This window comes from Thalassolituus sp. LLYu03 (assembly GCF_050507655.1).
GTDB lineage: Bacteria > Pseudomonadota > Gammaproteobacteria > Pseudomonadales > Oceanobacteraceae > Venatoribacter.
The window spans coordinates 196,823-219,202 of sequence record NZ_CP191496.1 but is presented as its reverse complement, the minus strand read 5'-3'; the positions used below and the strand labels follow the sequence as shown (position 1 = coordinate 219,202).

Here is a 22,380-nt window from a genome sequence, read left to right as displayed (position 1 = left end):
TCGGCTCCACAGGCCGGCTGCTCTGGTGGATTAGCGTGCAGCCGGCAGGTACACTGGCCGCACCTCCGGAACATTCGCAAAAGGATTTGTATGCGTACCGTCTATCCGGCCGTTCAGGCCGTATCTTTAATTCTATGCTCCTGGTTTCTGTCCGCCTGCACGCCAACGCCGGATCTGCCGCTGGGTCAGGAACACAAACCGGAAGGCGAAGACAAAACCACCGCCGCCATTTCCAAACTGCTGACCGACAATCTGCAAGTGCAGTACGCGGATACCAATAAGCTGCGCGACACCCATCCGAAAGACAACGGCTGTATCCGCGGGACTTTTCATATCAACAGCGAGTTAGACCCTGCCTTTCAGCAGGGAATATTCCAGCCCGGCAACCAGTATCCTGTGTGGATGCGTTTTTCCAATTCGGTAGAGAAAATTACCGCCGACGGCGAAAAGGATTTCCGCGGCCTGGCGATGAAGCTGACCGAAGTGAGTGGCGAACGCTTTGCCAAACCCGGCGATGAACAGCACACGCAGGATTTTCTGTTCTTAGGGCACGATGCGTTTTTTGCGGCGAACCCTCAGCAGTTTTTTGATTTCTTTTTCGAGAATTTCCACGGCAGCCGCACAAAATTCCTGATCACGCATCCGCGCGGTGCATGGAACATCCTGCGCGGCGCCAAGGTGTACAACAACCCGCTCAACGTGAAGTGGAACAGCGTAACGCCTTACGCGCTGGGCCTGCCGGTGGCAGGCAGCGATGGCATGCTCACTTACCCGAATGTGGTGCGTTATGCGCTGCGCACCTGCTCTGATAATCCGGGCAGCGTGACCGATTCTGAGCACTACCTGGCGATGAACTTAGATAAACAACTGAAGACCGGAACCGGCTGTCTGGATTTTTATATTCAGCTTCAAAAAGACCCGCACGACAACCCAACGGAAAATGCCCTGATCAGCTGGAGCGAAGAAGGCTCACCGCTGATTAAACTGGCACGCATCGACATTCCGGCGCAGACCTTTACCTCGGACGCGCAGAAGCAGTTCTGTGAAAACATCTCGTTTAATCCGTGGCACGGCATCGTCGAGCACAGGCCATTAGGCGGCATTAACCGCGCCCGTCAGATCGTGATGAAAGATTTATCCGACTTCCGTCTGCAACAGAACGGCGCCCAACGCTTTGAGCCAACCGGGCATGAGGCGTTTGAACAAAGCGATCTACCAATAATTGAATAAACGTTCGTAAAACACCCCAACATATTATCCACTGAGACCAGAAAAATGTATCTATAAATGCCAAAAAACTAATAAGAACATTATCAGCTAATTAAAACCACACGCAGATTGGTACACTCGTATCGGTTCATAATGAACTCCTAATAACAATCGATAAGGGATTACCATGACAAGACACACTCTTGTCACTGCGATGTTTTTAGCCCTAATTAACCAGCAGGTATGGGCGGAAAGCGGACGCAGTGATTATGATATTGACGACGATGGCCTGATTGAAATCAATGATCTAACTGATCTGAATGAAATCCGAAACAACCGGGATGGTACATCGCTTTATGGTGAAAGCATTGGCTGCCCAGTGACTGGTTGCTACGGTTTCGAGCTGACTACCGATTTGAATTTTGATACTAACGGAGACGATTTTTTTGATTCGAAAGACAGTTTCTACAACAATGCCAAGGGCTGGGAACCAATTGGTCCCACAAGCTCATTTCCATTTACCGCCATATTCGAAGGCAATAATTTCTCCATCAAAAACCTCTATACTGATACTTCGCTTCAAGCCTCATTATTTGGTGTCGTCAGGAACTCTGAGATAAGAAATCTGGTATTGAGTACAAGCTACGTTTATCAAAATAACATAAGAAGTGATAGTGCACCTGCAGGTTCTGCCGGCGCTCTAGCAGGGAGTGCAAGTTTCACAAAAATTGAAAATGTTCACTCCAATTTATCTGTATACGTGTCTTTCGCCTATGTTGGCGGACTGATCGGAAGTGGACAATCTGTAATCATCGAGAACAGCAGCTCATCTCCAGCAATTATTCGTGGAGGTAAAAATTGCGTGGGCGGCATAGCTGGCTATATCTATGCGGATTCAAAAATCGGCAATAGCAAATCCTCATCTAGCGTACGCTCCCAAACAACTGGCGCCGGAGGAATTGCCGGCTGTGTTGTGAATTCAGTAATTACAGGCAACACAGCATCCGGGGTTGTTAAAACAACATTGGAGCAGTCCGGTGGACTGATAGGTATTGCGAGATCTTCAGAAATTGAAAATAACTATGCAATCGCTGCCGTTTCAGGAAATAGTCAGGTAGGCGGGTTAATTGGATATACGAGCAGTTCGGTAATCGTATCTAACTACTCTATTGGAGAGGTGGCCTCACTGAATGGTGAGTCTGGCGGGCTTATTGGCACCGCATTCTCATCGGCGATTGCAAATAGCTACTGGGCTACCGACTCTAGTGGTCAGTTAAACAGTGCCGGCGAATCCATCAGCAGCGGTTATTTTGGCGTGACTCTGGCCGAACTGAAATGTCCGGTCGGTGCTGATAATCTGACCTGTACCACACAACCTCTGTTTACCGGTTGGGCAACCAGTGTTGACGGTGAAGGCAACCCTTACTGGAACTTCGGAACCAGCAACGATCTGCCAACACTGAATATGCTGCGGACCAGCGAACCAGACAGCGACGGTGATGGCATCCCCGACAGTGAAGATACCTACCCGCATGATTACGACAACGATGGCATCGAGGACGCTATTGATGCTTATCCGCGCGATTTCGACAACGACGGTGTCGATGATGAATTTGATGCCTTTCCACAGGACCCTACAGAGACAGCAGACAGCGACAACGATGGTGTCGGCAATAACAGTGACATCGACGCTGATGGCAACGGCCTGATCGAAATCGCCACTCTGGCAGCACTCGATAACATGCGTAATGACCTGAATGGCACCAGCCTGAACGGCGTTACTGCAGGTTGCCCGCTCAACAGCGGCTGTAACGGTTATGAACTGACCGCCGATCTCGATTTTGATAGCAATCAGGACGGCGTCATTGACGCCAGCGATGACTTCTACAACAACGGTTATGGTTGGCTACCGGTTGGTGTATCCGCCACCGCCCCATTTGCCGCCATCTTTGAAGGTAATGGTCATACCATCAGCAACCTGTATATCAGCCGCGCAACAACCAGCTACATCGGTCTGTTCGGTTATGCCGAAGGGGCAACCTTCCGCAATATCGGTCTGAACGGTGAGCTGATGCACGTCAGCGGTAAAGCCTACGTTGGTGGTCTGGTTGGCCGTATTTATAACGGCAACACCATCATCAACAGCTACGTCAGCGGTCATATCAGCGGTAATGGCGATTATGTCGGCGGCCTGAGTGGTCATGCCTATTCCAACAACCTGATCCGCGCCAGCTTTGTAACCGGCAGTGTCAGTGGAGCAGCGCATACCGGTGGCCTGATTGGCCGTGTGTACTCGTCCACTACCATCGATTCCAGCTTCAGCACTGCCAGTGTTACGGGTACCGACTACGTGGGTGGTCTGGCCGGCTCGCTGTATAACAGCTCTGCCATCAGCCACAGCTACGCCAGCGGTAACGTCAGCGCTTCCGGTGTAAACCGTGGCGGATTGGTTGGTAAAGTATCTGCCGCTAACGTAGCCAACAGCTACTGGGCGACAGACAGCAGCGGCCAGACTGGCAGCAGTGCAGCAGACAGCGCAAACGGTTACGCCGGTGCACTGCTGACACAGCTGCAATGTCCGGTCGATGCTGACAACACCTCCTGCACAGCAAGCACTCTCTACGCCGGCTGGTCTTCTGTGACCGATGCTGAAGGCAATGCGTACTGGGATTTCGGTGACAGTTATCAGCTGCCTGGTCTGTTGTTAAACGGTACGCTGTTCCGTGACAGCGATGGTGACGGCATCGAAGACAATACCGATAACACACCATTCGATCACGATGGCGATGGCATTAATGACGCAGCCGATGCTTTCCCGACGGATACCAGCGAAAGTCTGGACAGCGATGGTGATGGCGTCGGTGATAACAGCGATGCTTTCCCATACGATGCAACGGAATCCCGTGACAGCGACAACGACGGCGTGGGTGATAATGCCGACGCATTCCCTCACGATCCGACTGAAACTCTCGATACCGATGGCGATGGTGTAGGTGACAATGCCGATGCATTCCCACAGGACGCAACCGGTTCATCAGCCGCGGACGCTGTCGACGCTGATGGCAATGGCCTGATCGAAATCGCCACTCTGGCAGCACTCGATAACATGCGTAATGACCTGAATGGCACCAGCCTGAACGGCGTTACTGCAGGTTGCCCGCTCAACAGCGGCTGTAACGGTTATGAACTGACCGCCGATCTCGATTTTGATAGCAATCAGGACGGCGTCATTGACGCCAGCGATGACTTCTACAACAACGGTTATGGTTGGCTACCGGTTGGTGTATCCGCCACCGCCCCATTTGCCGCCATCTTTGAAGGTAATGGTCATACCATCAGCAACCTGTATATCAGCCGCGCAACAACCAGCTACATCGGTCTGTTCGGTTATGCCGAAGGGGCAACCTTCCGCAATATCGGTCTGAACGGTGAGCTGATGCACGTCAGCGGTAAAGCCTACGTTGGTGGTCTGGTTGGCCGTATTTATAACGGCAACACCATCATCAACAGCTACGTCAGCGGTCATATCAGCGGTAATGGCGATTATGTCGGCGGCCTGAGTGGTCATGCCTATTCCAACAACCTGATCCGCGCCAGCTTTGTAACCGGCAGTGTCAGTGGAGCAGCGCATACCGGTGGCCTGATTGGCCGTGTGTACTCGTCCACTACCATCGATTCCAGCTTCAGCACTGCCAGTGTTACGGGTACCGACTACGTGGGTGGTCTGGCCGGCTCGCTGTATAACAGCTCTGCCATCAGCCACAGCTACGCCAGCGGTAACGTCAGCGCTTCCGGTGTAAACCGTGGCGGATTGGTTGGTAAAGTATCTGCCGCTAACGTAGCCAACAGCTACTGGGCGACAGACAGCAGCGGCCAGACTGGCAGCAGTGCAGCAGACAGCGCAAACGGTTACGCCGGTGCACTGCTGACACAGCTGCAATGTCCGGTCGATGCTGACAACACCTCCTGCACAGCAAGCACTCTCTACGCCGGCTGGTCTTCTGTGACCGATGCTGAAGGCAATGCGTACTGGGATTTCGGTGACAGTTATCAGCTGCCTGGTCTGTTGTTAAACGGTACGCTGTTCCGTGACAGCGATGGTGACGGTCAGCTGGATAACATCAGCAACCCTTAAAAGACAAAGAGCAATACCCTGCTGGTATTGCTCTTTACACATACTGAAGAGATAAAAAAACGGGCTTTAAAGCCCGTTTTTTTATCTCTGTTTTTTATGCCGGCTTGCCTAAGTTCAGCCGGCTTAAATTACAGTGCCTTCAGCGCATCCAGCAGAATCAGGTTCTGCTCGTCCGTGCCTATGGTAATACGCAGGAACTGAGCGATACGCGGCGTTTTAAAATGGCGCACGATAATGCCCTGCTCACGCAGCGCCGCAGCCAGTTCACCGGCATCTTTTTGCGCATGACGGGCAAAGACAAAGTTCGCCGCCGATGGCAGTACGTCAAAACCCAGTTGTTCAAGACCGGCGACAACGGTGTTGCGGCTGTTGATCACACGCTGACAGGTGTCGTTAAAATAGTCGCGATCATCGAAAGCTGCGGCCGCACCGGCAATGGCCATGCGATCCAGCGGGTACGAGTTAAAGCTGTTTTTAATACGCTCTAACGCTTCGATTAAATCGGGGTGGCCAACGGCAATACCCACACGCAAACCCGCCAGTGAACGTGACTTGGACAGCGTCTGCGTCACCAGCAGGTTCGGGTACTGGTTCACCAGTGCGATAGCACTTTCACCGCCAAAGTCGATATAGGCCTCGTCGACCAGCACAACCGTTTCGGTGTTTTGCTTAAGCAGCTGTTCAACCGCGGCTAATGGCAATAAACAGCCGGTTGGTGCGTTTGGATTGGGGAAAATAATGCCACTGTTTTCACCCGCTTTGTCACGGGCGTAATCGGCGACATTAATCTGGAAGTTGTCATCCAGCGGAATCTGTTTCGGCTCAATGCCGTACAAACCGCAATACACCGGATAAAAGCTGTAAGTAATATCCGGAAACAGCAGCGGCTTACCGTGCTGGAACAAACCATGAAAGGCATGGGCCAGTACTTCGTCCGAGCCGTTACCAACAAATACCTGCGCGGGTTCAACACCGTAATAACGGGCAACCGCTTGCTTCAGACGGTCGCCGTTCGGGTCCGGGTACAGACGCAGATCGTCGTTCAGTTCCGCCTGCATGGCCGCCATCGCCTTCGGCGACGGGCCATAGGGATTTTCGTTGGTATTGAGCTTTACCAGCCGCGTCATTTTCGGCTGTTCACCCGGTACGTAAGGCACCAGATCTTTAACAAACGGGCTCCAGAACTGACTCATTTAACATCAGTCCTTAATACGGTATTCAGCGGAGCGGGCGTGGGCGGTGAGGAATTCACCACGAGCCAGTACCGAGGCGGTTTTGCCCAGCTCGGAGGCGCCATCCGCGGAACACATAATCAGCGATGAACGTTTCTGGAAATCGTACACGCCCAGTGGTGACGAGAAACGCGCAGTGCCGGAGGTCGGCAGTACGTGGTTCGGGCCAGCACAGTAATCGCCCAGCGCTTCGGCGGTGTAACGACCCATAAAAATCGCACCGGCGTGGCGGATAGTCGGCAGCCAGGATTGCGGATCTTCCACAGAAAGCTCTAAGTGTTCCGGCGCAATGCGGTTGGCGATGGCAATGGCATCGTCTTTGTCTTTGGCCAGAATCAGCGCGCCACGGTTGGTCAGCGAGGTGCGGATAATTTCCTGACGTTCCATGGTTGGCAGCAGCTTGTCGATGGAGGCTTTTACCGCATCGAGGAATTCAGCATCGGTCGACACCAGAATCGACTGCGCGTCTTCATCGTGTTCTGCCTGGGAGAACAGGTCCATGGCGATCCAGTCCGGATCGGTTTTACCGTCGCACACCACCAGAATTTCAGACGGACCAGCGATCATGTCGATACCGACCTGACCGAACACCGCACGCTTGGCGGTGGCCACATAAATATTGCCCGGGCCAACGATTTTATCGACCTGCGGCACAGTAGCAGTACCGTACGCCAGCGCGGCAACGGCCTGCGCGCCACCCACAGTAAATACGCGGCTGACACCGGCAGCAGCGGCCGCTGCCAGTACCAGCTGATTCAGTTCGCCACCCGGAGTCGGCACCACCATGATGATTTCCTGCACGCCAGCGACGTGGGCCGGAATCGCATTCATCAGCACAGACGACGGGTAAGCGGCTTTACCGCCCGGTACGTAAATACCGACGCGGTCCATCGGCGTTACTTTCTGGCCGAGCATAGTGCCGTCGGCTTCGGTGTAACTCCAGGAATCCTGTTTCTGCTTTTCGTGGTAAGCGCGTACACGCTCAGCAGCCACCAGCAGGGCTTCACGGCGTTCGGCCGGCAGGGTGTCGAGGGCTTCCTGCAGCTGCTGCTGGTTGAGTTCCAGCTGCGCCATGGACGACACGCTCATACGATCGAATTTATTGGTGAATTCGATCAGGGCTTCGTCACCGCGGGCACGGATATCGTAAATAATGTCGGCAACGGTTTTCTGTACACCGGCGTCGGATACGGATTCCCACGCCAGCAGGGTATTCATCTGCTCGGCGAAATCGCTCTGAGCGGAACTGAAACGACGGATTTCAATGGTCATACTGCTGCTCCGTTATGCCTTGGCCTGACGCTGACGCGCAACGGCGGCAGCCATCTGATCGATGATCGGCTGAATCTGGGCGTGTTTCACTTTCATCGCCGCACGACCGGCCACCAGACGTGAGCTGATCGGCGCGATCAGATCACGGGCTTCCAGACCGTTGGCTTTCAGTGTGTTACCGGTGTCGACGATATCCACGATCATGTCGGCCAGTCCCATGATCGGGGCCAGCTCCATACCGCCGTACAGTTTGATGATGTCGACCTGACGGCCCTGCTCGGCGAAGTAGCGCTTGGCCACGTTCACGAACTTGGTGGCCACCTTCAGACGGCCCTGTGGCATCACAGCGTCTTTCATGGCGGCGGTCATCAGGCGGCAACGGGCGATGTCCAGATCCAGCGGCTCGCACAGGTTGTCACTGCCGTATTCCATCAGCACGTCTTTACCGGCAACACCAAGATCGGCGGCGCCGTATTCCACGTAGGTCGGCACGTCGGTGGCACGGATCACCACCAGCTTGATGTGCTCATGGTTGGTATCGAAAATCAGCTTACGACTCTTATGGATGTCTTCCGCCGGATGAATGCCGGCTTCCGCCAGCAGTGGCAGTGTGTCATCCAGAATACGCCCTTTGGACAATGCGATGGTCAGGGGTTGAGTCATGCTGTGCTGATCCTCTTAATCTTCAGCCGGTTGTTAAATCACTGCCGGGCTTTGCCTGATAACAAGCCCTAAAAGCGTTACCGAAGCCGCAGGGGCAAGGCCAAAAGCGGCGAAAAACGGAGTGTACAAATCGTACATGAGTATTTTGAGCCGCTTTTAACACCGCCCCTGCAATGCAGGTAGCTTTTAAGCTATCAGCCAGAAATCCTACGGATATTGGCCCCTAACTGCTGCAGTTTTTCTTCAATACATTCATAGCCGCGATCTATGTGATAGATGCGGTTCACGTCGGTGGCACCTTCCGCCACCAGCGCGGCAATCACCAGCGATGCCGAAGCACGCAGGTCGGTCGCCATCACAGGCGCACCACGCAGCTTGTCTTTGCCGGTCACGATGGCGGTGTTGCCTTCCACGTGAATGTCCGCGCCCAGACGCACCAGTTCCTGCGCGTGCATGAAACGGTTTTCGAACACGGTTTCAATCACGGTGCCGGTACCCTGTGCGACGGCATTCAGCACCATAAACTGGGCCTGCATGTCGGTTGGGAACGCCGGGTGCGGCGCGGTGCGGATGTTCACCGCTTTCGGACGCTTGCCGTGCATATCCAGTTCGATCCAGTTATCACCCGTGGTGATAGTGGCACCGGCTTCTTCCAGCTTGTGCAGCACGGCTTCCATGATCAGCGGATCGGTGTCTTTGGCTTTGACACGACCACCGGTCACGGCAGCAGCCACTAAGTAAGTACCGGTTTCGATACGGTCCGGCAGCACGTCGAACGAACAGCCGTAGAGTTTTGCCACGCCTTCGATCACCAGAGTGTCGGAACCGGCACCGGAGATTTTCGCGCCCATGGCGTTCAGGCAGTTGGCCAGATCGACCACTTCCGGTTCGCGGGCGGCGTTTTCAATGGTGGTGATACCGTCGGCCAGAGCCGCTGCCATCATCACGTTTTCAGTACCGGTTACGGTCACGGTATCAAAGAAAATGTGAGCGGCTTTCAGACGGCCACCCGGCATGCGGGCTTTGATGTAACCATCAACCACTTCCACTTCGGCGCCCATGGCTTCCATACCGCGGATGTGCAGATCCACCGGACGGGAACCGATGGCACAACCGCCCGGCAGGGACACTTCGGCTTCGCCGTAGCGCGCCAGCAGAGGGCCCAGCACCAGAATGGAGGCACGCATGGTGCGCACCAGATCGTACGGCGCCACGCAGCTTTTCACACCGGCGCAGTCGGTTTCGACCGACATATCTTCGTTGATCGCGACTTCCACACCCATGCAGCCCAACAGTTCCAGCATGGTGGTGATGTCGTGGAGATGCGGCAGGTTGCCGACGCGCATCACGCCTTCGGCCAGCAGGGTGGCCGCCAGAATTGGCAGCGCAGAGTTTTTGGCGCCGGAAATCCGGACTTCGCCATCGAGACGCTTACCGCCTTCGATTCTCAGTTTATCCATAGAAAGCTCTTATTCGGCTGCGGCTTTTTCAGCGGGAGTAAAGGTGCGGATCGATACGGCGTGCAGGCGACCGTCCGCAATATAAGGATTGAGCAGGCCATACACGTACTGCTGACGTTTGACCGCGTTCAGACCGGCGAACACCTCGCCAACGCCTTCGACCACGTTGTGATAACCGTCGCCATCGACGATCCAGGTCACTTCCGGGGAACCGGTCTGCAGGACTTCGAGAATTTCTGCCGGAGACATGCTGCTTTACCACTCAGCTAAATGAAGCGCCGAATGATAGCGGATTTCATCGGCCGAACGAAGCTTGGCGGCACAGCATTATGTTAACAAGGTCATAAAGCTGACCCGGCGCAAGCACCGGGTCAGGAAGGTCAGGCGAGGACGGATTCGAACACGCCGTCGAGATCGCTGATATTGATGATGGGCTTCATGTGTTCCGGCAGATCGCGGATGCTCAGCTGCACGTTCAGACGGCTGGCGGTGCGCATCCACTCCAGCAGCAGGGCAACGCCGGCGCTGGAGACCTGACCGACACCGGCCAGACTGACGGTCCACTGGCCACCGGCACGGGCCAGCAGGTTATTACCTTCTGTGAGAAGGTCGGTGACCGTACCCAGCAGCAGATCGCCCTGCACTTCCGCCAGATGGTCGTCGATGTGTTTGATCTGAGCCATGCGCTACCTTCAGCTGCCGGTTTGTTTTTTACGCAGTTTACGACCCTGCTCCTGCAGAGCGTCGATCCACTCGTCGATGGCAGCACCTATGTTGCCATCGTTGTCATGCACCATCTGTTCGAACTGTTCGTTGAACAGCTTGCCAACGTTGATGCCGTTCACGATCACGTTCTGCGCCATCCAGCGGCGGTCGCGGTGGTGAAAGTACATGCTCTGGGTAATCGGGAAGACCTTGCCACTCGGGGTCACCACTTCGAGATCCACCAGCGTGTTGCGCAGGGTGTTCTCGACACCGGTTTTCGGTGGCAGAACGCGTACTTCGTAATCTTCAAATTCAATCAGGCCGGTGGCGTAGGAACTCAGCAGGCTGCGCTTGAAGGCACTGGCAAAACGCTGACGCTGATCGACGGTCGCTTCGCGGTAGGAGTCACCCATGATGCGACGGGTCAGACGCTGGAAATCGATCATAGGGCCCAGCACGTCTTCCAGTTCCCAGAAGAACTTGGCTTTATCGCTCTCGTAGATGTGACGGTTCTTATTGATCGACTGCAGAACCTTTTCGGTGGTGCGTTTCACCACTTCATGGGCCTGCTCGGCCAGTTCCTCAGAATCCGCCGCCCAGGTCGCTGAACCCCAGACTAATGAAAGCGCTACCAGCAGCCACCGCATGGTCATCTCCTTTTAACCTTATTAACCTTCTGCTTTGTTGAACAGGAATTTGCCGATCAGCTCTTCCAGAACCAGTGCCGACTGGGTTTCTTCAATCCAGTCGCCTTCTTTTAAATACTCTTCTTCAGCACCCACGGTGAGACCGATGTACTTCTCACCCAGCAGACCTGCGGTGAGGATCGCGGCCGACGTGTCTTTGGTCAGGGTGCTCATGGATTTGCTGATTTCCATTTCCACCACAGCCGAGTACCACTCCGGATCCAGATACACCTTGGTCACACGGCCGATGGTCACACCCGACATAGACACCTTGGCCTTCTCGGTCAGACCACCCAGGTTCTCAAAGCGGGCCTTGATGGTGTAGGTATCACCGGCGCTGTTCATGGTCAGTCCGCTGACACGGAAGGCCATCAGTACAATCGCGATCATGCCCATCACCATAAAGGCGCCCACAGATATCTCGATATAACGCATGCGCATGTTTAAACGCCTCCCAGCATGACCGCAGTCAGAACAAAGTCGAGCCCCAGCACGGCCAGTGACGAAATCACCACCGTCTGAGTGGTTGCTTTACCAATACCTTCTGAAGTCGGTACTGAATCGTATCCCTGATACACGGCAATCCAGGTAACCACCCCGCCGAACACCAGCGATTTAATAACGCCTTTCATAACGTCGTTGTAGAACTCCACCGACGCCTGCATGTTGCCCCAGTACGCACCTTCATCGATGCCGAACATGTCGATGGCAACAAACGCACCGCCCCAGATACCGACGGTTGAAAACAGCAGCGCCAGAATCGGCATAGAGATCAGACCCGCCCACAGGCGCGGCGTAATCACCCGCTTGAGCGGATCAACGCCCATCATTTCCATGGCAGACAGCTGCTCGGTGGCTTTCATCAGACCGATCTCCGCCGTCAGCGCAGACCCTGCGCGACCAGCGAACAACAGCGCCGCAACCACCGGCCCCAGTTCGCGCAGCAGCGACAGCGACACCAGCGTACCCAGCGCACCTTCCGAGCCGTATTTCGACAGAATGTACTGGCCCTGCAGACTCAGCACCATACCGACGAAAAAGCCGGCCACCACAATAATGATCAGCGAGCGCACGCCCACCGAGTAAATCTGTCTGATCAGGTCAAGGAAGCCGGCACTGCCCGGACCGCCCCACATCACAGAATTCCACAGCAGCATGGTCGCGCGGCCGATGGATTCCACCGCCTGCGTTCCGGCCCTGCCGATTGACTGCAGCTTATTCAGCATTAATTGGCTCCCGACAGAATATCCGCGCGGTAATCACCGGCCGGGTAATGGAAAGGCACCGGACCGTCCGGCTCGCCACGCAGGAACTGCTTCACTTCCGCGCTGCCGTCGTGCAGCAATTCCTGTGGAGTACCGAAACCGATCACGCGGCCTTCAGACACCACGCACAGATAATCGGCGATGGAACAGGATTCTTCGACGTCGTGCGATACCAGCAGACTGGTCAGACCCAGTGCCTGATTCAGGCCGCGGATCAGCTTCACGATCATGCCCATAGAGATAGGATCGAGACCGGTGAACGGCTCGTCGTACATGATGATGTCCGGGTCCATGGCGATGGAACGCGCCAGCGCCACACGGCGGGCCATACCACCGGACAGCTCTGCCGGGCTCATGTCACGCGCACCGCGCAGACCCACGGCCTCGAGCTTCATCAGCACCAGATCGCGGATCATGGATTCGGGCAGATTGGTATGAACGCGCAGCGGGAAAGCCACGTTATCGAAGACGTTCAGGTCGGTGAACAAGGCGCCGGTCTGGAACAGCATGCCCATCTTCTGCTTGCGCAATTCAAACAATTCTTTGCGCGGCAGCGACGGTACGTTTTTGCCATCGACCACAATGGTGCCGGCATCGGGCAGCAGCTGACCACCGATGAGGCGCAGCAGCGTGGTTTTCCCTGTACCACTCGGCCCCATAATGGCGGTGACTTTGCCGCGCGGAAAGTCGACATCCAGATTGTTATAAATAAGCCGGTCGCCCCGACTGAAGGTCAGTCCACGGATCGACACATAAGGCTGTTCGGAGGACATGAGCAAAGTCCCTGTAACTCTCAGATAAGGCGGCTAGCTTAGCGGAATGTTACGGCGGAACCAACCGCTGTAATGGTGTGTAACGGGCGCGTCATAAAACGCAAAGTTGCAATTGCGTGCGGAATCCCCTCCGGTACAATGCAGCGCTTTATTTTTAACCTTTTTCCGGATCCGGAACCCATGCTAACCGCTATTGCTGCCGTGATCGCCGGCCTCGTTATTCTGGTCTGGAGTGCTGACAAGTTTGTTATCGGCGCTGCGGCCACCGCCCGTCGTCTGGGGATGTCCCCCCTGCTGGTCGGCCTGACCATTGTTGCCATGGGCACCTCGGCACCGGAGATGTTCGTCTCTGTGATGGCCGCCCTCGATGGTGCCGGTAATCTGGCCGTGGGCAACGCACTGGGCTCCAACATCACCAACATTGCGTTGGTGCTGGGCGTCACCGCCCTGATCAGTCCGATTCCGCTGCAGAAAAAGCTGCTGAAAAAAGAACTGCCGCTGCTGGTGCTGGTGAGCATCATCGGCGGCCTGACGCTGGCCGATCTGACGCTGGATATGACCGACGCCCTGATTCTGTTCGGCACCATGATCTTCGCTCTGTACCTGATGTTTCTGGATTCCAAAGAATCCGGCGAGAGCATTGTTGAAGAAGACGAAGCGCAGGAAATTGAAAATACGCCGATGCGCAAAGCCATCATTGAACTGGTGATTGGCCTGATCGCATTAATGCTGAGTTCAAAAATGCTGGTGTGGGGCGCCACCCTGATCGCCCGCGAGTTCGGCATCAGTGAGCTGGTGATTGGCCTGACGATTGTGGCCATCGGTACCAGCCTGCCGGAACTGGCCGCCTCGGTCGCCAGCGCGCTGAAGGGCCACCACGACATCGCCATCGGCAACGTGATTGGTTCCAACATTTTTAACCTGCTGACCGTTATGCCGATTCCGGGCCTGCTGGCCGTGACACAGGTTGAATCTATGGCACTTTACCGCGACTATGCGGTCATGATGCTGCTGACACTGGCTCTGTTGCTGCTATTCCTGATCAGCTATCGTAAGGGCAAATTGGGTCGCATCCCCGGCGCCTTCCTGACGCTGACGTTTGCCGGATACATGACATCTCTGTTTTTTATGGCTACCGCATGACAACTGATTTTAACTTCGATTTTTTAAGCTCCGCCCGCCGCACCATTTCCATGGAAAAAGAAGCGGTAGGACAACTCGAACACCGTCTGGACCCTGATTTCGCCAAAGCCTGTTCACTGGTTCTGAACTGCAAAGGACGCGTGGTTGTTACCGGCATGGGTAAGTCCGGTCACATCGGTAATAAGATTGCGGCCACGCTGGCCAGTACCGGTACGCCTGCATTCTTCGTACACCCGGGCGAAGCCAGCCACGGCGACATGGGTATGATTCAGGCCGAAGACGTGGTCATCGCGCTGTCAAACTCCGGCGAAAGCGGTGAAGTCACAAGCCTGCTGCCACTGTTCAAACGTCTCGGCTGCAAGCTGATCAGCATGACCGGCAAGCCCGAATCGTCTCTGGCCAAAGCCGCCGACGCGCACCTGAACACAGGCGTTGATGTCGAAGCCTGTCCGCTGAATCTGGCGCCAACGTCGTCCACCACCTGTGCACTGGTGATCGGTGATGCCCTGGCCGTGGCCCTGCTTGAAGCCCGTGGTTTTACCGCTGAAGATTTTGCGTTCTCGCATCCGGGCGGTTCTCTGGGCCGTCGTCTGCTGCTGAAAGTCGAAGACATCATGCACGGCGGCGACGAAATTCCGGTGGTCAGCCCGACCACCACCCTGTCACAGGCCCTGCTGGTTGTGACCTCCAAAGGTCTGGGCATGACCACGGTGCAGGACAACGGCAAGCTGGTCGGTATCTTCACCGACGGCGACCTGCGCCGTGCCATCGACCACGGCGTTGATATTCACTCGGCGACCATGAAAGACGTGATGACCGCCGGTGGTAAGTTCACCACCCCGGGCACACTGGCCGCCGAAGCGCTGAAAGTGATGGAAGACAGCAAGATCAACGCGCTGGTTGTGCTGAACAACGGCAGTACCGTCGGCGTTGTGAACATGCACGACATGCTGCGCGCGGGCGTTATCTGATGCGTAAGCGTTATCTGCTGCTGCTGCTGACCCTGGTGTTTGGTCTGGCTCTGCTGGCAGTGGATCGCTACACCGAAGATTTCGTACCGTCGCTGACCGAGCAGCAGAGTCTGGAGCCGGATTATTACGGCGAAGGCCTGCTCAACCGTCAGTACGACAAAGACGGCGGCCTGAACAACACGTTTGTTGCCGCCGCCTCCACCCACTTTCCGTTCAGCAAGCTGACTGAATTTGCCACGCCGGTGCTGATGACCCGCGACGAAGACGGCAAAGAGTGGCAGGTCACTGCGCTGTCGGGACGGGTGAACGACAACGACCATATGCTGTATCTGAAAGGACAGGTGGAAATCCGTCCGATGGATGACGCGGCTGATCCTCTGCTGGTGCAGACCGACAGCCTCTCTTACAACAGCAAGACACGCATTGCCGAAACCGCAGACCCGGTCACCATCACCTCTGCCCAGACGGTGATTCAGGCAACCGGAATGATCATGGACCTCGACCGTCAGCGGATCGAATTCAGCCAACAGGTGAATACTCGCTATGTACCTTAAGGGATTTTCCGGCCGCGGCCAGTGGTGGCTGCTGAGCACGTTACTGCTGGCACAGGCTGCTCAGGCCCTGCCTGACGACACACTGCAGGAGATGACGATTCTCTCCGACCGGGCGGAAATCGACCGCAAAACCGGCGTCGTGATTTACGAAGGTCATGTGGTGCTGACGCAGGGTACCCTGCGTATTGAATCGGAACGCCTGACCATCATCCGCACCGACGACACGCTGGAAAAAGCCATCGCCGAAGGCAAACCGGCACGCTACCAGCAACAGGTGACCGAAGGTAAGCCGCTGACCAAAGCGTCGGGCAACCGTATTGATTATCTGGCCGTGCGCCGCGAAGTCACCGTCAAAGGCAACGCCCTGCTGGAACAGGACGGCAACCGCTTCAGCGGTGATCAGTTGCTGTACGACATGAGCAAGGAAACCGTGACCGCCTCCGGTGGTACCCGCAGCGAAGGCAAGCCGGATGACAATGACAACCGCATCCGCATGGTGATTCAGCCGCAGAATACGCCCGCTCAGACCGCACCAGAGGCGGAAGCCGCGCAGGAAAAACCATGAGAACCCTGAAAGCAGAACATCTGGCCAAAAGTTACAACGGCCGTGAAGTGGTCAAAGACGTCTCCATGTCGGTGCACAGTGGCCAGATTGTTGGTCTGCTGGGCCCGAACGGCGCCGGTAAAACCACCTGTTTCTACATGATTGTGAATCTGGTGCAGGCCGATAAGGGCCGCATCAAGATCGACGACGAAGACATCAGCCACCTGCCGATGCATGGCCGAGCCCAGAAAGGCATTGGCTACCTGCCGCAGGAAGCCTCGATTTTCCGCAAGCTCAGCGTGGCCGACAACATCCTCGCCATTCTGGAAACGCGCAAAGACCTGAACCGCGCGCAGCGTCTGGAAAAACTGGAAGAGCTGCTGAACGAATTTCACATTCAGCATATCCGCGCCAGTCTGGGCATGGCACTGTCCGGTGGTGAACGCCGCCGGGTGGAAATTGCCCGGGCGCTGGCCGCCGAACCGTCCTTCATTCTGCTGGATGAGCCGTTTGCAGGGGTTGACCCGATTTCCGTGGCTGACATCATGGACATCATCCGGCAACTGAAAGCCCGTGGTATCGGTGTACTGATTACCGACCACAACGTGCGCGAAACCCTGGCCATCTGTGAAAAAGCCTACATCGTAGGCGGTGGCCATATCATTGCCGAAGGCACAGCCGACGAAGTTCTGGCCAGCGAACAGGTACGCAAAGTGTATCTGGGCGAAGACTTCCGCCTCTGACCTGCGTCAGGGGAACGATGGCAAAGGATTCCAAGGTTATAGGCTTGGCGTATAATGCACAGACTATGCCGATACTGAGTGATTACTGAACATCTATGAAAGCGTCTCTTCAGTTAAAGATGGGTCAGCAGTTGACCATGACCCCTCAGTTGCAGCAGGCCATCCGCCTGCTTCAGTTGTCGACGCTCGACCTGCAACAGGAAATCCAGGAGGCGCTGGATTCCAACCCCATGCTCGAAGTCGAAGAGCACGAACACGACGACCTGCCGGATCTTTCCCGCCACGACAGTCACGATTCATCACCGGAAGTCAGCAGCCACGACGAGCATGCCGACACACCAGAGCTGGATGAACAGTGGTCGCAGGAGCAGTTACCCGACGACCTGCCAACCGACAGCCAGTGGGAAGATACCTATCAGACCACCGCCGGCGTAGCCTCGGGCAACAGTGGCGCCATCGATGACGACTTCGATTACGACTCCCGTCACGCCAGCACCGACGATCTGCAGGATCATCTGCTGTGGCAGCTGAACCTGACGCCTATGTCCGATACCGACCGTGAAATTGCTTTGATGCTGATCGACGGTGTCGACGACGACGGCTATCTGCACACCACGGTCGAAGACATTCTGGAAAGCATGGACCCGGCCCTCGAAGTCGAAGAAGACGAAGTCATGGCCGTGCTGCACCGTCTGCAGCAGTTTGACCCGGCCGGCGTGTTTGCCCGCGACCTGCGCGAATGTCTGCTGCTGCAACTGGCACAATTACCGGCCCAGACCCCGTGGCTGGCCGAAGCACGTCTGGTGATCGGCGATTTCATCGAACTGCTGGGCAGCAAAGATTACCCGACGCTGATGCGCAAAACGCGTCTGCGCGAAGAAGAGCTGAAAGACGTTCTGCGTCTGATTAAAGAACTGAATCCGAAACCCGGTGCCGGCATCAGCCCGGAACAGGCCGAATACGTGATTCCGGATGTGATCGTGCGCAACGTGCGTGACGAATGGCGCGTGGAACTGAACCCGGAGATTGCGCCGAAACTGCGCGTGAACGCCGATTACGCCGCGCTGGTGCGCCGCTCCGACAACAGCACCGACAACGCCTTCCTGCGCGACCATCTGCAGGAAGCCCGCTGGTTTATCAAAAGTCTGCAGAGCCGCAACGAGACGCTGCTGAAAGTCGCCACCAAAATCGTCGAATATCAGATCGACTTTTTTGAGGAGGGCGAAGAAGCCATGAAACCTCTGGTGCTGCACGATATTGCCGAAGCCGTTGGCATGCACGAATCGACCATTTCGCGTGTGACCACGCAGAAATACATGCACACCCCGCGCGGTATTTTCGAGCTGAAATACTTTTTCTCCAGCCATGTGGGCACCGACAGCGGTGGTGAGTGTTCCTCTACCGCAATCCGTGCCATGATCAAAAAACTGATCGCCGAAGAAAATGCGCGCAAACCGCTCAGCGACAACAAAATTGCCGCCATGCTGGGTGACAAAGGTATTCAGGTTGCGCGCCGTACCGTTGCCAAGTACCGCGAAGCCATGCTGATTCCGCCGTCGAACGAGCGGAAACAACTGATTTAATCCGTAAGAAAAAAAGTACAAGCCAGCAATAAAAGGAGTCTGGACATGAAGATCAATATCAGCGGTCATCACGTAGAAGTTACGGAATCTCTGCAGTCTTACGTCGAAGAAAAACTGGCCAAACTGGAGCGCCATTTTGACAACATCACCACAGGTCAGGTCACCCTCACCGTGGTCAAAGAACGCATGACGGCCGAAGCAACCATTCACGTTGCCGGTGCCGATATGCACGCCAAAGCGGAAGACGATGACATGTACAAAGCCATCGACGATATGACTGACAAGCTGGATCGTCAGGTTCTGAAACACAAGGAAAAAACCGTAGCCCGTCTGCACGGCCAGGGATAATCCATGAGTATTGGTATTGGGGATATCCTCGCACCGGAACGCACACTGATTGATGTTCCGGTTACCAGCAAAAAGAAGCTGCTGGAATTTCTGGCGGAATTCGTTGCTGAGCAACTGGACGGTGCCTCGTCCGATGATATTTTCGACCGTCTGTTCAGCCGCGAGCGGCTGGGCAGCACGGGCATCGGTGAAGGCATTGCCATTCCCCACTGCCGTCTCGCTCAGTGCAGCGAAGCCATCGGCATCTTGCTGCGACTGAGCGAACCTGTCGATTTCGACGCCATTGATAACCGTCCGGTTGATCTGGTGTTTGCCCTGCTGGTGCCGGAGGAAGCCACCGAACAGCACCTGCAGATTCTTGCCACACTGGCACGCAATTTCAGCGACGCAGAATACCGCGACGCCCTGCGGAATGCGCCGGACGCCAGTCGTCTGTATCAGCGCGCACTGGCAGAGAAATAAATCCCCTGACGGAGCCGGAGGAACCCTATGCGTTTGGTCGTTATCAGTGGTCGTTCCGGCTCCGGCAAATCCAGCGCGCTGCACGTGCTGGAAGATCTCGGTTTCTATTGCATCGATAACCTGCCGGTTGCCCTGCTGCCGGCACTGGTGCATCAGACCGAACACGAAGAAAAACTGGCCAAGGTCGCGGTCAGTATCGACGCCCGCAACCTGCCCCACGCCTTCGACAATATCCACGAGGTTCTGCACCAGTTACCGAGCGAAGAGTATCAGCTCGATGTGGTGTATCTGGACGCCAGTGAAGACGTTCTGCTGCAGCGTTTCAGCGCCACCCGCCGCAAACACCCGCTGACCAGCAAAGCCGTGTCGCTGGCCGAAGCCATCGACATGGAAAAACACCTGCTGGAACCGGTGGCCAATCTCGCCGACCTGACGCTGGACACCACCACCATGTCGGTCCACGAACTGCGCAGCCTGATTCGTCTGCGCGTCGCCGACCGCACCAGCACCGACATCGCCATTCTGTTCGAGTCGTTCGGCTTCAAGCACGGCATTCCGATCGACGCCGACTACGTCTTCGATGTGCGCAATCTGCCCAACCCCTACTGGGACCCTGCCCTGCGCAGCTACACCGGCTGCGACGCACCGGTGCAGACGTTTCTTGGCAACGAACCTCAGGTACGGCAGATGCAGCAGGACATCAGCCAGTTCATTCAGCGCTGGTTACCCGCTTTTATCGACGCCAACCGCAGCTACATGACCATCGCCATCGGCTGTACCGGTGGCCAGCACAGGTCGGTGTATCTGGCCGAGCAGCTGACGCAGGAGTTTCAGCAGCGCTACACCAACGTACAGGTACGCCACCGGGAACTGAGTGGCGCCCAGGAGAAAGCATGATTCAGACACAGGTCACCATCATCAATAAACTCGGCCTGCACGCCCGTGCGGCAGCCAAGCTGGTGACGACCGCGACTGCGTTCGGCAGCCGCATCCGCGTCGGTTACCCGGACCGTCTGGTCGACGGCAAAAGCATTATGGCGGTGATGATGCTGGCCGCCAGCAAAGGTACCGAGATTCTGATTGAAGCCGAAGGCGACGATGAACAGGCCGCCACCGACGCCCTTCTCGATCTGATCAACCGCCGTTTCGACGAAGCGGAATAATCTGTAAAAACAACCTGCTACACGCACTCTTGCGAGTAGTTTCGTGGTATCGCCGGTCTGATCAGGCTAGAATCGTCTGAGCATTCGACCAACCAGCCGGAATCACCTGCCCATGGCCCAGCAATCGGAAAAAGCCAGAGCAAAACTGCACAGTCTGAATGCCGCTATTGAAAGCGGCTCGATGGCTCAGGTGAAGCGCATCCTGAATTCAGGTCTGGCGCCGGTTGACGTTGCCCACCTGATCGAATCCTCGCCACCCAAGCTGCGTAAGCTGCTGTGGGAAATGGTCGAAAAAGACCTCGAAGGTGAGGTACTGCAGAATCTGAGCGAAGATCTGCAGAGCCACTTCCTGAGCGACATGAGCGCCGAGGAAGTGGCCGACATCGCTGCCGAACTCGACACCGACGACGTGGCCGACATGCTGCAGCAGCTGCCGGAACGGGTGACGCAGGAAGTTCTGCAATCCATGGACGATCAGGACCGTGCGCGTCTTGAAGCGGTTATGGGTTACCCGGAGGACAGCGCCGGTGGTCTGATGAACACAGACACCGTGACCATCCGTCCGGACATCACACTCGAAGTGGTGTTGCGCTACCTGCGCCGCCACAAATCCCTGCCCCCTATGACCGACAACCTGCTGGTTGTGAACCGGCAGAACGAATTCATCGGCACACTCGCCATCAGCAAGCTGCTGGTCAGCGACCCGCAACAGACGGTGCGGGAAGTGATGACCACGGATGCCAAAACCATCCCGGCCACCATGCACGACAGTGACGTTGCCCACCTGTTCGAACGCCACGATCTGGTATCGGCCCCGGTGGTGGATGCCAACGGCATTCTGCTCGGCCGTATCACCATCGACGACGTGGTTGACGTAATCCGTGAGAACGCCGATCACTCGCTGATGAGTATGGCGGGTCTGGACGACGAAGAAGACACCTTTGCCCCGGCGCTGAAAACCAGCCGCCGCCGCGCCGTCTGGCTGGGCATCAACCTGCTTACCGCGCTGGCCGCCTCGGCCGTGATCGGCATGTTCGACAAAACCATCCAGCAGGTTGTGGCGCTTGCGGTGCTGATGCCGATTGTGGCCAGCATGGGCGGTATCGCCGGCAGCCAGGTGCTGACGCTGGTGATCCGCGGCGAAGCGCTGGGCCACTTAAGCGGCTCCAACTTCCGCTGGTTACTGAACCGCGAGATCATAGTGGCCGGCATCAACGGCATTCTGTGGGCCTGCGTGATCGCCGTGATTACATTTCTCTGGTTTCAGGATCCGGCCATCGCGATTATCATTGCCGCCGCCATCATCATTAACCTGATGGTGGCCGCCGTCAGTGGCGCCATTCTGCCTATGATCCTCAAAGCCCGTGGCATCGATCCGGCGCTGGCCGGCAGCGTGATCCTGACCACAGTAACCGACGTGGTGGGCTTTATGTCTTTCCTCGGCTTGGCTACCCTGTTTTATCTCTGAA

General features: G+C 56.1%; 23 protein-coding genes. 13 read left to right on the top strand and 10 right to left on the bottom strand.

The annotated features are described in order from the left end of the window. Positions 1 to 90 precede the first annotated feature (90 nt). Entirely contained in the window at positions 91 to 1,230 is a 1,140-nt protein-coding gene (locus ACQUQU_RS01055; protein WP_430461397.1) for a hypothetical protein, read from the top strand. A gap of 1,156 nt (positions 1,231 to 2,386) precedes the next feature. Next, entirely contained in the window at positions 2,387 to 5,344 is a 2,958-nt protein-coding gene (locus tag ACQUQU_RS01050) for a GLUG motif-containing protein (protein ID WP_430461396.1), read from the top strand. Between the two features lie 128 nt (positions 5,345 to 5,472). Here ACQUQU_RS01050 and hisC read toward each other — a convergent pair whose 3' ends face one another. From hisC to ACQUQU_RS01000, 10 genes are all read right to left on the bottom strand, one after another. Continuing rightward, positions 5,473 to 6,537: a histidinol-phosphate transaminase gene (gene hisC, locus ACQUQU_RS01045; RefSeq protein ID WP_430461395.1), complete on the bottom strand. Its 1,065-nt coding sequence runs from the start codon at positions 6,535 to 6,537 to the stop codon at positions 5,473 to 5,475. A 6-nt stretch (positions 6,538 to 6,543) separates the two neighbouring features. Next, a complete protein-coding gene (gene hisD, locus ACQUQU_RS01040) occupies positions 6,544 to 7,848 on the bottom strand; it encodes a histidinol dehydrogenase (RefSeq protein WP_430461394.1) in 1,305 nt (434 codons plus the stop codon). 12 nt (positions 7,849 to 7,860) lie between these two features. Then, entirely contained in the window at positions 7,861 to 8,511 is a 651-nt protein-coding gene (gene hisG, locus ACQUQU_RS01035) for an ATP phosphoribosyltransferase (RefSeq protein WP_430461393.1), read from the bottom strand. Positions 8,512 to 8,705: 194 nt separating this feature from the next. Continuing rightward, positions 8,706 to 9,971 (bottom strand): UDP-N-acetylglucosamine 1-carboxyvinyltransferase, encoded by a 1,266-nt coding sequence (gene murA / locus ACQUQU_RS01030; RefSeq protein ID WP_430461392.1) that lies wholly within the window; start codon positions 9,969 to 9,971, stop codon positions 8,706 to 8,708. A gap of 9 nt (positions 9,972 to 9,980) precedes the next feature. Then, complete coding sequence (locus ACQUQU_RS01025) at positions 9,981 to 10,220, bottom strand: BolA family protein (protein WP_430461391.1); 240 nt, start codon at positions 10,218 to 10,220, stop codon at positions 9,981 to 9,983. Between the two features lie 131 nt (positions 10,221 to 10,351). Beyond that, positions 10,352 to 10,654 carry an STAS domain-containing protein gene (locus ACQUQU_RS01020; RefSeq protein ID WP_430461390.1) on the bottom strand — a complete coding sequence of 101 codons (303 nt, stop codon included), beginning with the start codon at positions 10,652 to 10,654 and terminating at the stop codon, positions 10,352 to 10,354. 9 nt (positions 10,655 to 10,663) lie between these two features. Further along, positions 10,664 to 11,323, bottom strand: a complete 660-nt coding sequence (locus ACQUQU_RS01015; protein WP_430461389.1) for an MlaC/ttg2D family ABC transporter substrate-binding protein — start codon at positions 11,321 to 11,323, stop codon at positions 10,664 to 10,666. A 21-nt stretch (positions 11,324 to 11,344) separates the two neighbouring features. Next, the gene (gene mlaD / locus ACQUQU_RS01010) at positions 11,345 to 11,803 is read right to left on the bottom strand and encodes an outer membrane lipid asymmetry maintenance protein MlaD (RefSeq protein WP_430461388.1); all 459 of its coding nucleotides are present in this window, start codon (positions 11,801 to 11,803) and stop codon (positions 11,345 to 11,347) included. A gap of 2 nt (positions 11,804 to 11,805) precedes the next feature. Continuing rightward, positions 11,806 to 12,588, bottom strand: coding sequence for a lipid asymmetry maintenance ABC transporter permease subunit MlaE (gene mlaE, locus ACQUQU_RS01005; protein WP_430461387.1), 783 nt, complete (start codon positions 12,586 to 12,588; stop codon positions 11,806 to 11,808). Continuing rightward, positions 12,588 to 13,400 (bottom strand): ATP-binding cassette domain-containing protein, encoded by an 813-nt coding sequence (locus tag ACQUQU_RS01000; protein WP_430461386.1) that lies wholly within the window; start codon positions 13,398 to 13,400, stop codon positions 12,588 to 12,590. The genes mlaE and ACQUQU_RS01000 overlap by 1 nt, the downstream gene beginning before the upstream one ends. A gap of 180 nt (positions 13,401 to 13,580) precedes the next feature. Between ACQUQU_RS01000 and ACQUQU_RS00995 the strand changes: the two genes are divergently transcribed. The 11 genes from ACQUQU_RS00995 (at position 13,581) to mgtE (ending at position 22,379) form a co-directional block, all read left to right on the top strand. Continuing rightward, positions 13,581 to 14,543 (top strand): calcium/sodium antiporter, encoded by a 963-nt coding sequence (locus ACQUQU_RS00995; RefSeq protein WP_430461385.1) that lies wholly within the window; start codon positions 13,581 to 13,583, stop codon positions 14,541 to 14,543. Continuing rightward, the gene (locus ACQUQU_RS00990; protein WP_430461384.1) at positions 14,540 to 15,514 is read left to right on the top strand and encodes a KpsF/GutQ family sugar-phosphate isomerase; all 975 of its coding nucleotides are present in this window, start codon (positions 14,540 to 14,542) and stop codon (positions 15,512 to 15,514) included. Before ACQUQU_RS00995 ends, ACQUQU_RS00990 begins: the two co-directional genes overlap by 4 nt. Next, positions 15,514 to 16,068, top strand: a complete 555-nt coding sequence (lptC, locus tag ACQUQU_RS00985) for an LPS export ABC transporter periplasmic protein LptC (protein ID WP_430461383.1) — start codon at positions 15,514 to 15,516, stop codon at positions 16,066 to 16,068. Before ACQUQU_RS00990 ends, lptC begins: the two co-directional genes overlap by 1 nt. Beyond that, positions 16,058 to 16,633, top strand: a complete 576-nt coding sequence (gene lptA, locus ACQUQU_RS00980; RefSeq protein ID WP_430461382.1) for a lipopolysaccharide transport periplasmic protein LptA — start codon at positions 16,058 to 16,060, stop codon at positions 16,631 to 16,633. Before lptC ends, lptA begins: the two co-directional genes overlap by 11 nt. Next, the gene (gene lptB / locus ACQUQU_RS00975; protein WP_430461381.1) at positions 16,630 to 17,355 is read left to right on the top strand and encodes an LPS export ABC transporter ATP-binding protein; all 726 of its coding nucleotides are present in this window, start codon (positions 16,630 to 16,632) and stop codon (positions 17,353 to 17,355) included. The genes lptA and lptB overlap by 4 nt, the downstream gene beginning before the upstream one ends. 95 nt (positions 17,356 to 17,450) lie before the next feature. Beyond that, on the top strand, positions 17,451 to 18,938 hold the full coding sequence (locus ACQUQU_RS00970; RefSeq protein WP_430461380.1) for an RNA polymerase factor sigma-54: 1,488 nt from the start codon (positions 17,451 to 17,453) through the stop codon (positions 18,936 to 18,938). 45 nt (positions 18,939 to 18,983) lie between these two features. Continuing rightward, positions 18,984 to 19,286, top strand: coding sequence for a ribosome hibernation-promoting factor, HPF/YfiA family (gene hpf, locus ACQUQU_RS00965; protein WP_430461379.1), 303 nt, complete (start codon positions 18,984 to 18,986; stop codon positions 19,284 to 19,286). Between the two features lie 3 nt (positions 19,287 to 19,289). Beyond that, on the top strand, positions 19,290 to 19,748 hold the full coding sequence (gene ptsN, locus ACQUQU_RS00960; RefSeq protein WP_430461378.1) for a PTS IIA-like nitrogen regulatory protein PtsN: 459 nt from the start codon (positions 19,290 to 19,292) through the stop codon (positions 19,746 to 19,748). 27 nt (positions 19,749 to 19,775) lie between these two features. Further along, the gene (gene rapZ / locus ACQUQU_RS00955; RefSeq protein WP_430461377.1) at positions 19,776 to 20,645 is read left to right on the top strand and encodes an RNase adapter RapZ; all 870 of its coding nucleotides are present in this window, start codon (positions 19,776 to 19,778) and stop codon (positions 20,643 to 20,645) included. Further along, positions 20,642 to 20,911, top strand: a complete 270-nt coding sequence (locus ACQUQU_RS00950; protein ID WP_430461376.1) for an HPr family phosphocarrier protein — start codon at positions 20,642 to 20,644, stop codon at positions 20,909 to 20,911. Before rapZ ends, ACQUQU_RS00950 begins: the two co-directional genes overlap by 4 nt. 112 nt (positions 20,912 to 21,023) lie before the next feature. Further along, positions 21,024 to 22,379 carry a magnesium transporter gene (gene mgtE, locus ACQUQU_RS00945; protein WP_430461375.1) on the top strand — a complete coding sequence of 452 codons (1,356 nt, stop codon included), beginning with the start codon at positions 21,024 to 21,026 and terminating at the stop codon, positions 22,377 to 22,379. Position 22,380 lies beyond the last annotated feature (1 nt).

Excerpts from the sequence above, each read along its gene's own strand:
- ACQUQU_RS01055 (WP_430461397.1), top strand. The coding sequence starts at position 91 with ATGCGTACCGTCTATCCGGCCGTTCAGGCCGTATCTTTAATTCTATGC.
- hisC (WP_430461395.1), bottom strand. The coding sequence starts at position 6,537 with ATGAGTCAGTTCTGGAGCCCGTTTGTTAAAGATCTGGTGCCTTACGTA.
- hisD (WP_430461394.1), bottom strand. The coding sequence starts at position 7,848 with ATGACCATTGAAATCCGTCGTTTCAGTTCCGCTCAGAGCGATTTCGCC.
- hisG (WP_430461393.1), bottom strand. The coding sequence starts at position 8,511 with ATGACTCAACCCCTGACCATCGCATTGTCCAAAGGGCGTATTCTGGAT.
- murA (WP_430461392.1), bottom strand. The coding sequence starts at position 9,971 with ATGGATAAACTGAGAATCGAAGGCGGTAAGCGTCTCGATGGCGAAGTC.
- ACQUQU_RS01025 (WP_430461391.1), bottom strand. The coding sequence starts at position 10,220 with ATGTCTCCGGCAGAAATTCTCGAAGTCCTGCAGACCGGTTCCCCGGAA.
- ACQUQU_RS01020 (WP_430461390.1), bottom strand. The coding sequence starts at position 10,654 with ATGGCTCAGATCAAACACATCGACGACCATCTGGCGGAAGTGCAGGGC.
- ACQUQU_RS01015 (WP_430461389.1), bottom strand. The coding sequence starts at position 11,323 with ATGCGGTGGCTGCTGGTAGCGCTTTCATTAGTCTGGGGTTCAGCGACC.
- mlaD (WP_430461388.1), bottom strand. The coding sequence starts at position 11,803 with ATGCGCATGCGTTATATCGAGATATCTGTGGGCGCCTTTATGGTGATG.
- mlaE (WP_430461387.1), bottom strand. The coding sequence starts at position 12,588 with ATGCTGAATAAGCTGCAGTCAATCGGCAGGGCCGGAACGCAGGCGGTG.
- ACQUQU_RS01000 (WP_430461386.1), bottom strand. The coding sequence starts at position 13,400 with ATGTCCTCCGAACAGCCTTATGTGTCGATCCGTGGACTGACCTTCAGT.
- ACQUQU_RS00995 (WP_430461385.1), top strand. The coding sequence starts at position 13,581 with ATGCTAACCGCTATTGCTGCCGTGATCGCCGGCCTCGTTATTCTGGTC.
- ACQUQU_RS00990 (WP_430461384.1), top strand. The coding sequence starts at position 14,540 with ATGACAACTGATTTTAACTTCGATTTTTTAAGCTCCGCCCGCCGCACC.
- lptC (WP_430461383.1), top strand. The coding sequence starts at position 15,514 with ATGCGTAAGCGTTATCTGCTGCTGCTGCTGACCCTGGTGTTTGGTCTG.
- lptA (WP_430461382.1), top strand. The coding sequence starts at position 16,058 with ATGTACCTTAAGGGATTTTCCGGCCGCGGCCAGTGGTGGCTGCTGAGC.
- lptB (WP_430461381.1), top strand. The coding sequence starts at position 16,630 with ATGAGAACCCTGAAAGCAGAACATCTGGCCAAAAGTTACAACGGCCGT.
- ACQUQU_RS00970 (WP_430461380.1), top strand. The coding sequence starts at position 17,451 with ATGAAAGCGTCTCTTCAGTTAAAGATGGGTCAGCAGTTGACCATGACC.
- hpf (WP_430461379.1), top strand. The coding sequence starts at position 18,984 with ATGAAGATCAATATCAGCGGTCATCACGTAGAAGTTACGGAATCTCTG.
- ptsN (WP_430461378.1), top strand. The coding sequence starts at position 19,290 with ATGAGTATTGGTATTGGGGATATCCTCGCACCGGAACGCACACTGATT.
- rapZ (WP_430461377.1), top strand. The coding sequence starts at position 19,776 with ATGCGTTTGGTCGTTATCAGTGGTCGTTCCGGCTCCGGCAAATCCAGC.
- ACQUQU_RS00950 (WP_430461376.1), top strand. The coding sequence starts at position 20,642 with ATGATTCAGACACAGGTCACCATCATCAATAAACTCGGCCTGCACGCC.
- mgtE (WP_430461375.1), top strand. The coding sequence starts at position 21,024 with ATGGCCCAGCAATCGGAAAAAGCCAGAGCAAAACTGCACAGTCTGAAT.